At 34.8% G+C, this 15900-nt stretch carries 6 protein-coding genes and 1 riboswitch; of the genes, 2 read left to right on the forward strand and 4 right to left on the reverse strand.

The genetic code is table 11. From position 1 onward, the window contains the following. Positions 1–284 precede the first annotated feature (284 nt). Together EDD66_RS11580 and EDD66_RS11585 are read right to left on the reverse strand one after the other, a co-directional pair. Positions 285–1700, reverse strand: a complete 1416-nt coding sequence (locus EDD66_RS11580) for a phosphoglucomutase/phosphomannomutase family protein (protein WP_123609745.1) — start codon at positions 1698–1700, stop codon at positions 285–287. Between the two features lie 25 nt (positions 1701–1725). Continuing rightward, a complete protein-coding gene (locus EDD66_RS11585) occupies positions 1726–4116 on the reverse strand; it encodes a GH36-type glycosyl hydrolase domain-containing protein (RefSeq protein ID WP_123609746.1) in 2391 nt (796 codons plus the stop codon). 281 nt (positions 4117–4397) lie between these two features. Here EDD66_RS11585 and catA point away from each other — a divergent pair, with 281 nt between their 5' ends. Then, positions 4398–5057 carry a type A chloramphenicol O-acetyltransferase gene (catA, locus tag EDD66_RS11590; protein WP_123609747.1) on the forward strand — a complete coding sequence of 220 codons (660 nt, stop codon included), beginning with the start codon at positions 4398–4400 and terminating at the stop codon, positions 5055–5057. 155 nt (positions 5058–5212) lie between these two features. Here catA and EDD66_RS11595 read toward each other — a convergent pair whose 3' ends face one another. Further along, entirely contained in the window at positions 5213–5683 is a 471-nt protein-coding gene (locus EDD66_RS11595) for a hypothetical protein (RefSeq protein ID WP_123609748.1), read from the reverse strand. A gap of 949 nt (positions 5684–6632) precedes the next feature. After that, a riboswitch (cyclic di-GMP riboswitch) is annotated at positions 6633–6742 on the forward strand. 90 nt (positions 6743–6832) lie between these two features. Between EDD66_RS11595 and EDD66_RS11600 the strand changes: the two genes are divergently transcribed. Then, positions 6833–7339 (forward strand): hypothetical protein, encoded by a 507-nt coding sequence (locus EDD66_RS11600; protein WP_123609749.1) that lies wholly within the window; start codon positions 6833–6835, stop codon positions 7337–7339. A 156-nt stretch (positions 7340–7495) separates the two neighbouring features. Here the strand turns inward: EDD66_RS11600 and EDD66_RS11605 are convergent, their stop codons facing one another. Next, positions 7496–15733, reverse strand: coding sequence for a PA14 domain-containing protein (locus EDD66_RS11605; protein ID WP_123609750.1), 8238 nt, complete (start codon positions 15731–15733; stop codon positions 7496–7498). Positions 15734–15900: the final 167 nt, after the last annotated feature.

Consider the following 15900-nt stretch of genomic DNA (forward strand, 5'->3'; position numbering starts at 1 on the left):
TTGCATAGAATTGAGTATAAATCATCCAATTTTTGTATTAAACTTGAAAATATAACCAATTCTATAACTCCATTTTGTCATATTTTGTAATTAAGTCAATCTCATCTCTTGCGATTATTTGTCTGCTTTTGTGCTCTTGTCCCAAGCTGGACTGATTTTATCAAAGGGTTTTGTTACGAATGTAGAATATACCGAAAAGAAACCATAAAGAGGCTTTTGCAAAAACATAAGATTCTCTATACATAAGAAGAAAAGTATATTTTGCAAAAGCCCCTTTATGGATTTTATTTAATTTTTAAAAAGTCTTCAAATATTTCACAAATAATTCTTGCATCATCTTTTCTTGGCATTTCACAAAAGATGCGAAGTAATGGTTCGGTTCCGGAAAATCTTGTTATGACCCAGCCACCATTTTTAAAATATATCTTGCAGCCATCAAGATAGGATATCTTTTCAATATCAAAAGGTAGCACCGGCAAGTATTTATCAATTAAAAGCACTTGATAGATATCTTCTTTTTTCTCCTGGCTGAATTTATAATCTCTTTCTTCCATATAGATCGATCCATACTCTTCTTCAATATCTTTTGCTATCTCAGAAAGTTTTTTACCAGTTAATGCTATCATTTCTACTAAAAGTGCAGCTGCATAAATGCCATCTTTTCCTTTAATATGTCCGCGAACGGTAAGTCCGCCCGAGGATTCTCCACCAATAATTGCATCTGTTTCATTCATTTTGGCTGAAATATGTTTAAATCCAACCGGAACTTCATAACATTTTTCTCCAAAACTATCGGCAACCTTATCTAACATATGAGTTGTAGCTATATTACGAACAACCGGTCCATGCCATCCTTTATATTTTACTAAATAATAATATAGTAATACTAAGATATCATTTGGATGTAAGAACCTTCCCGTATCATCGATTACACCAATCCTGTCTGCATCACCGTCGGTAGCAATACCAATATCACAATTATGATCAATCACATAATTTTGCAGACTTCTTAATGTATGTACGGATGGAGATGGTAATTTCCCTCCAAATAAAGTATCGTGTCTTTCATGTATTGTATATACATCACATCTGGCTGTTAAAAGAATTGTCTTCAGAGAAGTTTCACTCACCCCATACATAGGGTCTAAGGCAACTCTTAACCCTGTCTGTCTGATGGCCTGCATATCTACTGAATTGATAATATTATCTAAGTATTCATTCAGAGGATTGATTTCAACAATCAGCCCTCTGCAGAGTGCTTTTTCATATTCCATGGCTACGATAGAACAATCATCAATATTATTGATATACTCTTCAATATCTCGCGTCTGTGTTTCATCTGCATCACGACCGCCATAAGTAAATACTTTTATCCCATTATAAATAGCTGGATTATGACTTGCAGTAATCATCATACCGTAATGCATTCTATGATTTAAGACATAATACATTATTAATGGAGTTGGAGAAGAACGGTTAATTAAATAAGCCGTAATGCCTTCCGCAGCAAATATTTCTCCTGCCCATTTCATCGCTTCCTTAGAGAGAAATCTTCTATCATAGCCAAGAACGATGCCATTCTCAACGACTCCCTCATCCTGCATCTTTACTGCTAATGCCTTTGCAAGTTTTTGTATATTGTATTTGGTGAAATCTTCTCCGATTACGGCTCTCCAACCACCTGTACCAAATTTAATCATTTTAATGCCCCTTTCGATCTGCTGCTTAACCCATGATTACGGTAATATCATTTTCACTGCCTTCTGGCTGCACTGGTATCTCTCTTACTGTTTTACCGTTAAGTTGTATCTCTTTTATACCCTTCATGACGGAATCTGGATTCTGAACATGAATGCGATAGGATGCACCTCTCCATTCACGGTGAACCTGAAATTCATTCCAATCAGAAGGAATACATGGGTCAATGATCAAAGAGTCTAACCCTGGCCTGATTCCTAGTATATAACGTGTGGCTGAAAAGTATGCCCATCCTCCGGTTCCTGTCATAAATGGATGCCTTGCCCTTCCAAAGGCTGTATGGTCTTTCCCCATTATAAACTGACAATACGAATATGGTTCTGCTTCCCTTATTTCAATTAAATCATTCTGATTATATGGACTTAGTGCATCATAAAATTTCATGGCACGATCTCCACGTCCTAATACACATTCTGCTGCCCATGCCCATGGATTGGGATGACTAAAGACCGCTCCATTTTCTTTTAACCCTGGATATACCCTTGTCACAAATCCTATATCATCATCCGGAACTGTATACGATGGTCCGTTTAACATGATTCCATAAGGTGTATAAAGATATTTGTCGATAGAATCCATCGCCTTCTTACCTTTTTCCTCTGATGCGGCCCCGGATAATACTGCCCATGCATTGGATTCCAGATGAATCTTACCTTCCTTATCTTCACTTGTTCCAATTTTTTTACCATTCTTTGTAATACCCCGGATATACCAGTCTTTATCCCAAAGTTCTTCATCACATACTTTCTTGACTTTCGTCTGCATTGCTGTATATTTCTTAACATCCTCTTCTTTTCCAAGGTAACTTGCAAGTTCCAGAAAATTTCCTAATGCCCAGTAATGTAAGAAAGAAACCATTGCGCTTTCTCCGCCGCCAAGATTTAAACAGTCATTCCAGTCTGCTCTAAGCCCTTTGCAGATACCGGTTTTCCCTACCTGTTCATTAGAGAAATCAAGTATTTTTGTCATATGTTCATAAACCGTTCCACTACCACCATCTGCATAGGTTATTACTTCATCTATAAAGGAAAATTCTCCGGTTTCTTTTACATATTCTACTATTGAACTTACTAACCAAAGAGCATCATCGGAACATGCATCTTTTATTCCATGAATCATATCGTCCTTATTTGGTGTTGGAATTACCGTAGGAGATTTAAATGGTTTTACAGTATTATCAGGATCAAACCATTCCGGCTGGAATAAATGTAAACCGTATCCTGTTGAAACCAAGCCGCGAAGTAATTCTACCAGTCTTTGGCGGCATTTGGATGGATTGGAATGAGGCACTGTCATTGCATCCTGTGCCGTATCTCTGTATCCCAGTCCAGTTCTTCCTCCTACTTCTATAAAAGAAGCAAATCTTGAGAACATAACATTAATCTCTGCCTGATAAAGTGTCCATGTATTGATTAATGTGTTCATACCCTCATTTGGAGTACTTATCTGTAATTTATCTATTTTGAGCTTCCAATAATCTGCCAATTGCTTCAATCCATTATCTACATTATTTAGATTGGAATACTTTTCGCGGATCTTTCTGCCTTCTGCTCTGTTTCCTTCTCCCAGTAAATATATTAATCTTACTTCTTCCCCTGGTTGGAGGATTAACTTCTTATGTAAAGAACCACAATGATTATTCCCTTTCTCAAAACTGGAATTACATTGGCCTTTTTCTACTGCAGCAGGATTATCTTCCGTTCGATACAGCCCTATAAATTTATCTCTTAAACAATCAAATCCATCTGGTTCAAAATTAGATGTAAAATACTGATAACCAAACTCTTCATAGAACAAATCGTGCTCAATAATACCATCTTCATAAGACGAACCGGCAGCATAATTACTCATCTGAAAATTACGATTATCCATATCAATATGATGATAGGAAAATTCTAAATAGGAAAAAGTACTTAATCTTCTTGGTCTGGTTCCATTATTCTTAATCTTCACATCCCAAATTTCCACCGGATCATCTATTGGAATAAATAAGGTCTGTTCTGCTTTAATATCACTGTATTCACAGGAGTACTTCGTATAAGATAATCCATGGCGGCATTCATAATTTGCATCTTCCAGGGATTTTCCTACCGGCTGCCAGGATACACTCCAATAATCCTCCGTTTCATCATCTCTTATATAGACATAATGTCCCGGCCTATCCATCGGAATACTATTTGCTCGAAAACGGGTGATTCTATGATATTCCGGAGATTTATAAAAAATATATCCTCCAGCTGTATGATTTACTACCCCACACATGTCCTTCACCCCAAGATAATTCGTCCATGATGTAGGCAGATCTACTTTCTCTATCACATATTCTCTTCTTTCATTGTCAAAATAGCCATACTTCATATGTAACTACACCTCCTAGATTGTTTATTTTTATTATAAACATTCCAATTTATGATAGGTATTGCTAGGAGTGTGAATATTTGTTTATTATTGTCCTAAAAATTGAAGCTATGTTTTAAATGAATGTTGAAAATTGATATATTATTGTCGGCATGCTATAATTAAGCCATATATGCGGGCTTGAAGAGCATATTATATATATCTGGAGGTTGTAAAATGATCGTTTCAATTAAGTTAGCCTTCTAAAATAAGATAACAAAACTTTTTAGGAGGCCAAGATTATGAAATTTAATTTAATAGATATTGAGCATTGGAGCAGAAAGCCATACTTTGAACACTATTTGAATTCCGTTAGGTGTACCTACAGTATGACAACAAATATAGACATAACAAATTTGTTGAATGATATCAAACTTAAAAAACTTAAATTGTATCCAACACTTATTTATATCATAGCAACTGTGGTTAATAGTCATAAGGAATTCCGTACTTGTTTTGATGAAAATGGCAATTTAGGCTACTGGGATAGTATGAGTCCGAGTTACACTATCTTTCATAAGGAAAATGAAACATTTTCAAGTATCTGGACAGAGTATCACGAAAGTTTTTCATATTTTTACAGAGGGTATCTTGATGATATGGAGAACTACGAAGGCATTATGAAATTTGCTCCGAAATTAAATGAGCCAGCCAATACATTCCCTGTATCCAGTATCCCATGGGTGAGTTTTACCGGATTTAATCTAAATGTGTACAATGATGGAAAGTATTTAATTCCTATTTTCACTATGGGCAAATACTTTGAGCAAAATAATAAAATATTTATTCCTATATCCATACAGGTACATCATGCAGTTTGTGATGGTTACCATATCAGCAGATTTATTAATGAAGTACAAGAATTATCATTAAATACTCAGGAATGGTTAAGACATAAATAGGAATATTAGATAGTTATAGTTAGAATGTATTATTCTTATACAACAAAACAAGGGAAGTCAAATGGCTTCCCTTGAAAATTGATAAATTTGCAACATTATTCTAAAACATAACCTTTAAAGATAATTAATCATATTCCTTCATAAGTAAAGTTTCCCTATTCGCTGAAAAAACCGCTTCTTATCTGTAATAATTCATCTAGAACCGATTTATAAACGATTATTATATGGGCATCAATATAGCAGAATTTATTTACCACAAACTCATAAGTTTTATAAATGAAAGTCATGCTCATTAAGAATAAACCAGCTATTGTTATAATAAGTTGAAGATCTAAACTTACTAAGAATAAAGCACCAACGAGATAAAAAATTAATATAAAAATATAATTTTTGCTAATCCGTAATGCCATATACATAGCATCTGATAATCTTTCCATTCTCTTTTTTAATTGTATAACATCTATATCTTTTAATTCTTCATATATGTCATTGAAAATTTCTTCATTATTTAAATTTTTATAATCATACGTCTTATCGATCACTTTCTTTTGATAGATATAAAAGTATTTATGATACTTACTTTCTCCAAATTCTTTGCTGATTAACTTTTGAAACACGCTAGCCATATTTTTCACCAACCTTTATCATTAAAGGCATTTTAAATTAAAAAATAATAATAGTCAATTTTGTAAAAACTATTATTAAATTAATGCCTATTATTATTATATTATGGATTTAAACTAATGAAACAATGATAGCAATATTTGGTTCAATAAGTTTTAACTTTATTTTTTAAAAATTGTCACAGTTCAGCCATAAGCAAGCTTTTTCCTGCTCTTCTTATCATACAAGAACTTATTACTGTTCAGCCATAAGCTCGATTTCGCTTCGCTTCATCTCGCTTGGGCAGAACGCCCTATAAATCTTCAATCAAATGTGCATACAAAAGCAAGCTTTTTCCTGCTCTTCTTATAATACAAGAACTTATTACAGTTCAGCCATAAGCTCGATTTCGCTTCGCTTCATCTCGCTTAGGCAGAGCGCCTTATAAATCTTCAATCAAATGTGCATACAAAAGCAAGCTTTTTTCCTGCACATTTGATTGAAGATTTGCATGGCTGAACTGTAATTAAAATTCACAAACTGTTCATAATTTATCCATACTATAATCATATCTTTTGTTTATAATAAACTCATAGTAATCATAAAACTAAATTGATTGCTTGGCACATTAACATCGTTAGCGAGATAATTTTTTTCATAAATTAGCCTAGCAGTTACCCCTTTCCCCAACTGCTAGGCTTCTCCTCTGCCTTTTTTATTAAAAATCCCTCGGATAAAACCGAGGGGTTTTTTGTGATTCGTAGAAAACTCTTTATTATTGATTATTTTCTAAGTTAAACTGATCGATTAATTCTTTTAGAATCTGAATCTGTGCAGATGGATGAATCGCATTCATCTCTGCCTCCTGCTATGAATGACAGGGAGATATCATTACAAATAAATCTGTCTGCTATTTACAAAATTAGATTTTACTTTACAAAATATGGATAATGTATATAATTTTACTATAGGTAAAATATGGGGCAAACTTATAGAAATATAAGGACGCAAAGCTAGAAGTCGCACAAGATTAATTTTTATATTTGTAAATAAAAACAATCTTAGATAGTTCGGTTGCAGCAAAACAGGATTTATAATCTTGTCTTTGTTGCTTTTTTTATAGCAAATTTTGTTGTATTAATTCTTAATTAAAGTGAAAGGGGGAAAGAGCTTTGGAGGATGAAAAAAAGAATGAGAAGTATATCCTGCAAGTAAGTAGAAAAAGGATACATTTTTTGTTTTCAGTTATAATAATTTTCGGAATAATTTTGACTGTATATATTTTAAACAATAAAGAATTAAAAGAGATTGATTACTCCTCTTTTGAAACCCCAAAAGAGGGAATTGTTGAGGAAGATGTTCCATATGGAATACATATAACAGTTATCCCTTCTGAATATTCACCTGATGTCTATGGAAACAATGGAATTGGTGAATGGCATCTTCGTATTATATTTCATAAGCCACAGGGTCTGACAAAGGAAAACATAAAATTTGCAAAAGAATATTTAGCGAAGTTTAATGATGAAGGAAGTGAGCAAATAAGTGAAGTTTTAATGAAATTTAAAAAGATTGACAGGAATGAAATGGAAAGCATAAATATTATGAATGTGGGGTTAGATCTTTATAATTCCAAGGAATTCGTAGAACTGTATCTTTCGTGGAGTTATTTAGAATAGTGGGGAGAAGTATTTTGCTCCTATGAATTACTTAGTTCAGTCCTATTCTTCAATTCTTGACCAAAGGCAAATGATACTACTATGATAAACAGGGCATTAAATAAGGGCATGCCGTAAAACAGACCTTTAAGTCTACGATGCGGCACGCCCCTGATATTATTTCACTGTAATTATAGTCTTATAAGTTTTCTTTGAACCATTCCTCAATAAAATATTAGTAGTAATGGTTGCCTTTCCTTTCTTCTTGCCAGTAATAACACCTTTTGATGACACAGCAGCAACTGATTTATTACTGGAGGTAAAGGTGATTTTTACTTCCTCTTTCCATCCATCCTTGATTGTTTTGCTAAATTTATTTACTTTTAATAACGTGCCTGGAAGAGTTATTTTAATCGTTGCAGTTTTCTCTTTTTTACTTCTAAGATATAAAGTCTTTTTACTTGCTGAAACATTATCAACAGACATTTTTACCTTACTTAATAAGGTTGTAGTAATTGTGTTTGATGGCCTCTTCAATAATAATACATAATCTCCACCTTTTTTGATCTGTATTGTTATAAATCCATCTTTATCAATTATATAGCTGTTATTTGTCTGTTCTTCCAGCTTCTTTGACTTTTCATTAAACGCATAAAGATACAACTTACTTCCTGCTTTTAAACTATCTGAAGCAACATTGATTCTAAGCTTAGAAAAACCTATAAGATCATCTGTAGTGCTAAAGCTTAATACTAAACTGTTATTTATGGAATTATTCTTATCTTTTTTCAATACACTCAACAATGTATTTTTATTTTCCGGTAATGATCTTGCTAATCCCAGTTGTAGTATCAGATTTAGATCGGATCTTGCTATATCCTTATCGTCTAACTTAGCTCCATCAAGATTCCATGAATATAATTCTCTGCCTTTTATATCCTTAATTGATATTACAAAAACTGAATTGGCTTGATTCAGGGCATTTATAATTTCTTTGTCTAAAATTAAATTCTTTATAGGCAGTGTTTCATTTTCAGGAAGCTGTATATCCAGTATAATATTTTTGATATCTCTCTTTTGGATGATTTCCATAATTTCTTTTTTCGTAATTTTTATGGTTAAATCAATCGGGATATCTTTAATAGAAATAGTACTGAACTCTCCTAGTAATTGATTCTGTTGTTCTATTGTCCTATCTAAAACTTGTTCAGCAATATTTATGCCCAATAGAGTTTTATTTTTCTCTGCTTTAGAATCAGATATAGAACATGTTATATTACTTTCGGATGAGAGTACTCTTCCATCCATATCAAGTGTAACTTTTAAGTTAAATATAACACCTCTTTGTTTATCCGTTACCATACTTTCTATTTCTATTATTCTAATGCCATCTTTCCACTTTATCATTGCTGTTGTAACTGCTCTTAAGTTCGTATCTTCATAAATAATCGACTTAGGAACATTGGAATTATTATTATCCTGTGGGTCTGAGCCTGATCCGTTACCTGGATTTGTAGGATTATCTTTCTGTGTGACAAAGGATATTGAACCCGCGGCTGATCGATTTCCTGCTCCATCTAATGCAACAATAGTTACGGTATATTCTGTTCCTTGCCTTAAATTATTCAGACTTACTGTATTTGCAGTAACGACTTGGCTCCAGCCATCTTTATCCAAACTTACCTCATACCCTGCAACTCCTACATTATCTGTAGATTCATCCCAGCTTATTCTTGCTGTTGTCTTTGTGATGTCAAATACCAACAAATTGTCTGGTGTTGAAGGTTGTTCAGTATCCACCGGCTCTTCTGCTCTTTTCGTGGTAAATTCAGCAATACCCGGATCCGATTGATTTCCAGCTTCATCTAAGGCTTTAATAGAAACTGTGTATCCCGTTCCTTCTAGCAAATTGTTTAGGTAAATACTTGATCCGCTTACCACTTCAGTGTAATTGTTGAGTGTTATACTGGAACCACTTATTACATCAATACTGTTATTAAGACCTATTCCGGCACCGCTTACTACCTGATTTGGATAATCTCCGGTGACACTGACTTCATATCCGATGACACCTACATTGTCCGTAGATTCCTTCCACCTTACAGTTGCAGATGTTTCTGTGATGTCAGTTACTATAATATCCGTTGGTGCAGATGGTTTTTCTATATCATCTTCTTCGGGATCTTCTTCAATAATTCCATATAAATCGAAAGGCACCACTTTTAAGTCTTTCATATAAGCATCTGTTTGATAATTACGAAGACCAAACATGCCATATTTATAGGCATTATCTTCTACCTCATAACATAAAGTTCCATCCAGTGAAACAGTGATCTTATTGCCATTCACTTTTACTTCTAATTCGTACCAGCGATTATTTTCCATTACCTGCTTTTGATTCTTTATCTGCCTCCATCCATAATGAAGGTCACCTAATTCAACACCACTTGCACCTTCAATATCACTAAGATTGGAATTATAATTTACACCTGCTACAAATCCACGTAGATTATCAGCTCCGGTAGTAAAATCAGAGGCTCTGAATACAAAACCTGCATTGGATTTTACATTTTTCGTTGCAGATAGTTTGATTTTTGCAGAGAGAACATAATTGTCCCAGGTAGCATATCCATCTACCATCTTTAAGCCTTTCCCTTCAGGTATGAATAAAGTATTGTCATTTACTGAAAAATCACCCTCAATAATGTTCCAGCCATTTAAACTGCCTTCTGCAAAATCTTCTTCATATAAAAACTTTTCAGTCACTATAATATTGTCAAATACTCCACTTCCACCATTTGAGATAAAACCGGCTTTTCCCTGACTCAGGCTGTTGTCTTCCATATGTATCACACGTTTTCCATCGATTAATACATACAGATCGCTATTGATAGTACGCACAGTAACGTCATAGCTGTTATCCACTTGTAAATCATAGCTCTTTGATGCCAATAGCTTATCTTCTTTTCCTTGCTGGCTTAATAATAATTGCACTTTATTCTTAGTCTGATCTAAGACTGCCTTATATCCGGTAAATTTATCGTCTTTTAATTCAGCCCGGACTGCAATACCAGGAATAGCTCCCTCTTTTAAAGTAATATTAGATGATACCTGGTAATCATTCCAGCTTCCATTGCCGACCAGGATTGCTGAACCGGAAGCTGCTCCAGTTAAACTGCCATTTTCAATTCTCCAGTCACCCAATGTCTGCCATTCATCCAGACGATCCTTTTCAAAATCAGACTGATATCTTGGTGCGGTAGAAACAACAACATTATCAAAACCTCCTGTTGCCTTGAATCCTCTTAATGCAATTCCTCCACTATTATAATAGGAATCATATACATCAATTCTTGGAGTCGTTTCATCATCCAGATAAACACAAATTCTAGATCCAATTGCTGCAACTTTAAGCCGATGGATCGTTCCATAGGATTCTTTGCCAATAGTAACCCTTCCAAGTTGTTTCCAGCTTCCTCCATCCATTCTTCCCAGATTTATGAATCCATTTTCACCATCAATGCCGTAACCTGCATAATAGCCTTTGGCACCATCACTTCCTACACTCCACTCGGTACCTCTGAATACGAACCCAATATTACCATCGTAGATTGTGCTTGTTACAGAAACATCTGCCTCTAATACCAGGTCTTGTGCTTCTATCTCTCTTAATATAACTTTATCTCCCAGATTGGCAGTTAACTCCAACATACCATTCTTTGTAGATGTTTTAATATCATCACCCATAGGTTCATAACGTCTTGTAAACGTATCTTCCGTATTAAAATGATCCACAAATTGAATATCCGCCTGCCCTTTCACTATAGTATCATTTTTCTTATAAGTTTCAGGGCTGATCACGATTTCTTCAAATGTAGTATTCGTTAAAGCCTTTACTGCTACATTACCGGTAAATTTGCTATAATCATAGATATCTATCACTGGTTCCGGATCATTATCAGTAAATACCTTAATATGATCATCAAATAAAGTAACTTTTACATAATGGCTGCCCATGGCTATTTCTTCTTTCCTGCCAAGTTCAGTACCGTCAAGTGTTGATAGAACTAATTTTGTTCCATTATCCTCCAGATGGACATAATAGCCATTCGTTCCGGTATAACGTGCAATGATACCTGTTCTATCCGTTAATTGACCTTCAACACTATAATTATTATTTTCCATGACCATGATTTCTTTTGTTTCATTATTGACGGTGATATCCTTTACGTAATTATCTTGCGGATTTAAAATAATGGTTGGATTAACCGCATATCTTCCTTCATTATCACCATAAATACGCACACCATTAGGATTTGCAGCATTTTCCTTAACTTCGTAAGTTACAACCAGTTGATTATTACTTACTAAAGTATTCTGAATTGCTTTCACCTGATCTTTTGCTGCATTTAAATTGATCAGATATCCATAATTACCTGCACTGGAACCACCATTTAATCCCTTTGGTAACGTTAAAGTTCCACGAATATCCCTTGGATTATCTTTAAGACCTACTGTTTCTACCTCAATACCATTGATACTGACTGTAACATCCGATGGTAATTCACTGCCTATGGTAGTCTGGGCATTGGCTGAATTGTTTAAGGTGGCTCCTTTTAAAGAAGATGCCTCAGCAATGATTCTGAGTGAATTTAACCTGGTTATATCAAATTCACTTGGTAATGTATATGTGAAATTTAATTTGCCTGCAGACTTCACTTCATTTTCTTTGACTTCACTTCGAAGTACCAGTGTATCTTCATCTACAGATTCAATTCCTGTTAAACTCTTATTATCAGATACAATCACATTTACAAAGTTCTTGGCGATGGATTTTCCAGTTTCATCTTCAATCCATACTGTAATTGTTCCAACACATTCTTCACCTGGAAGCTTAAATTTAATAGTATTGGATTCTCTTGTGTATGGTTTAAAATCAATATTAAAGGAACCTGAAAGGTTTGTTGTAATATTATTACCATAGACATCCGTACCATCAAATCTCCATTTCACACTATGCTGCCCTGTCAGATTTTCTGGTGACCATCTCATTGTAATAACCGGTGCGGTATAAATGGCACCTGGTTTCATTACTTTGGCAGGATCAACATCCAGACCTATATATTCTTCCTGTAATAAATCCTTAATAGACATATCACCGCCGTAAGCAATCTCTTCGTAACCAAATACTTTGACTCTTCTGTCATAAGTAAGGACACCATTTCTTTCATATTCAATATCATATGGTTCCGTATATACAAATCCACTTAACTTATCATATTGCCTTTGAATGTCCGTCTGGTATTTGAAGCACCAGGAAACATCCCAGTCACCATCATAGGCTGCAACTCCGCCATATTCACTGTTTAAGAAAGGATCTCCATCATTTTTATATCCAAATTTATAATTGTAATTAGAACCTTCAAACGTATTTGTCACAAAACGGTCTACAAAGTCTTTGGAACTTGCATATCCCTTAGGATACATATGCCAGGTATTCAAATCACTTGGTTGGATGTGATCAAAATTACAAGGACTCATATCTTCTACCAAAATATTTGGATTGATCCCCTTAACTTTATCATACATGGCTCTGACCCATTCCAGTGTATTGAGCCCATCTCTGGCTTTTACTTCCTGTTTATTATTAAAATATGCCTCTTGTAATCCCCATGTCTCATTAAATAGCATGATAGCTATTATAGATGGATGATTATAATTTTTATTGACCATACTCTCTAATGCATATTCGTAACAATCACGTCCCGGTGCATCCGCTCCTTCACGTGTCGGACACATGGCTGTTGCATGAGGCATATCCTGCCATATAAACATTCCAAGTTTATCTGCCCAATAGTATTGAAGAGGATCTTCAATCTTTAAATGTTTACGGATCATATTAAATCCCAGGCTTCGCATTTTTTGTATGTCAAATTTCAAAGCGGCTTCACTAGGAGCTGTATAGACACCTTCCTGCCAGAAACCCTGGTCCAGAAGACCTGATAAATAAACTGGCTGATTGTTTAAATAAATATATTTTGCTCCTACTTTATCTGTATAGTAGCCGGTTGATATTTTTCGCTGTCCAAAATAAGTAGAAACCTTATCTAAAACTATACCAGCTGAATTCTTAAGGATAAACGTTCCTTCATAGAGATTGGGTTCGTTATAATCCCACAATTTTTGATTTTCAATATGTATTGGATCAAGAGCTACAACAGACCCATCTGCTTTTATATTTATTGTCTGCTCTCCGCGAAAGACAGAACCTGTTTCAATATCTTTTTCTAACTCCTGATCATATAATATACTCTTAAAATCATATTCAACTGTAAATTCCTCATTCTCAGCGTTATTAATTTTAAGATTGAACTGCACCGTTCTATTATCAATATCAGGGTTTGCATGTGCATATTCAATTGTAGTCTTACTCTTTCTTCCTTCCAGGTAAACACTTTGCCAGATACCACTTGTATGAGTATAACCGCAAGGTGCATTCCACCCCTGTTTTCCCACTAAAGCGGGATAACTATTATCTCCATATGAAGATTTATCTTCAACCCATAATGTAATAATATTGGTTGCATCAAGATTAATATACTTGCTTATATCCATTTCAAATGCAGTATATCCCCCTTCATGTACACCAACTTCCTGACCATTTACCCATAGCTTACATTTCCAATCGACTGCACCAAACTTAAGTATTACTTGTTTTCCTTCCCAGTCCCTTCTATTCAGTGTGATTTCTTTCTGATACCATGCCTGGCCGCGATAAGATGTATCTGTAATTCCGCTATATGGAGATTCCCAACAAAATGGTACATTGATCTCCCTTGAAAATTCCTTTTCAACACTATACCAGTTCTCTGCCTGACCCACTTCAGCCGGATCAAATTCAAAATTCCATAACCCATTTAGGCTAAGCCAATTATCATCTGCTCCCGACCCATCTTTTCTGGACCATTCAGGATTTGGAAATTCCGGTCTGTCACTATATGTCTTATTATTGGTAATGACAGAAAAAATACCCTCTGCTCCTTTTGTTTTGACTGTAACATTACCGGATGAAACTTTAAGCCTGTATCTTCCGATCCTAAGGTTATCTGGTACTTCAACCGTTATCCTATTCTCTGTAATCTCTTTCACAGTTAACATAACACGATTCACAAGTACACTTCCGGAGGAGGATATTACTTCCACTTTTATATCATTTTCTTCACTAAATCCTGCTCCTAAGATATCCATTGTTCCAGATAAGCCATCATCAATATTAAGAACTGCCCCGGTTGTATCTATGGAATTTACAATTGCTCCTTTATAAGTATTTGGCAGATAGAACACTTCATCAGGAATCTTTTCTTTTTCACCTGTTGCATCTCCTTTGTTTGCCTTCATACTCCAAAGCAGCTCTACATGGGAACCACCATCCCACTCAAAATAGTCAAATTTAAAAGGGTATGCTTCTCCGGCATTTAAATATACTTCCGAACTTTGCTGCCATTTGTCCCATTCATTTTTCCACCAGCTTAATATCTGTTTCCCATCCAGGGATATCTTAATTCCATTATCTGAGTATACATGAAATGTATAGTAGCCATCTGCAGGTGCAACCAGATTAGCAGTCCATCTGACGCCTGCTTTATCTTTCACTCCTGTTTGCTCCAATAATATATTTTCCATGGAATTATAATAAATATTATCATCTACACAAGTAGTCATTAATTCGCCAAATGCTATTACATCCATTTTCCCTGTTGTTCCGGATGGTGCAAGCCGATAATATTCTCCCTGTAAGCCATTGTATTCCGTCTTTAAAGGTTCCGGTTCTACAACAACAGGATCCGGTTGATAAAATGCTTCTTGAGGTATAATTGTCTTTGTACTGATACTTACGTCATTAGACCAGCTAAGAGTAGCACATTGTCCCCCTGTATATTGCATGTAATCAAAGCGAAAGTCATACTCTTCTCCTTGCTCTAAATAAATTTTCTCACTGGTCTGTTCCTCTTCCCAGGACACTTTCCAATAATCAATTATCACATTTCCATCAATCCAAAGTTTTGAACCATCATCTGTAAATGTGTAAAATGTGTAATAACCTGTTTCAGGAACGACCAGTTTACCGGACCATCTTATTCCCACATGATTCGATTGCCCTGCTTGCTCTTTCAATACAGTGGCTAAATTATTATTTCCCAAAGGATAATTGATATTTCCTTCTGTCTTTTCATTCGTTTTTTCTTCTAATGTTAAATCTGCTACATCTAAACGATAATACTCCGCCCTTAATCCAGGCTCTGTTACAGATTCAACCATAGTTTTATCTTCCTGTGCATTTACCACCTGAGGTGCCATTATCGTATTTAAAATCAATACGACCACTAACAATGCACTAAAGACCCTATGCTTCATTTTTTTCCTCCTTCTTCTTTTTTACCTGATAGAGATTTCCTCTATCATTTTCATTATAAACCCTTGGTAAATTTTGTATTTACAATAATGAAACAAGATTTTATATTTATTTAACATATTTTTACAATTTATAGAACGTAAAAAATTGCAGCACCATCAGCGAATGG

This window comes from Mobilisporobacter senegalensis, assembly GCF_003752155.1.
Lineage (GTDB): Bacteria > Bacillota > Clostridia > Lachnospirales > Lachnospiraceae > Mobilisporobacter > Mobilisporobacter senegalensis.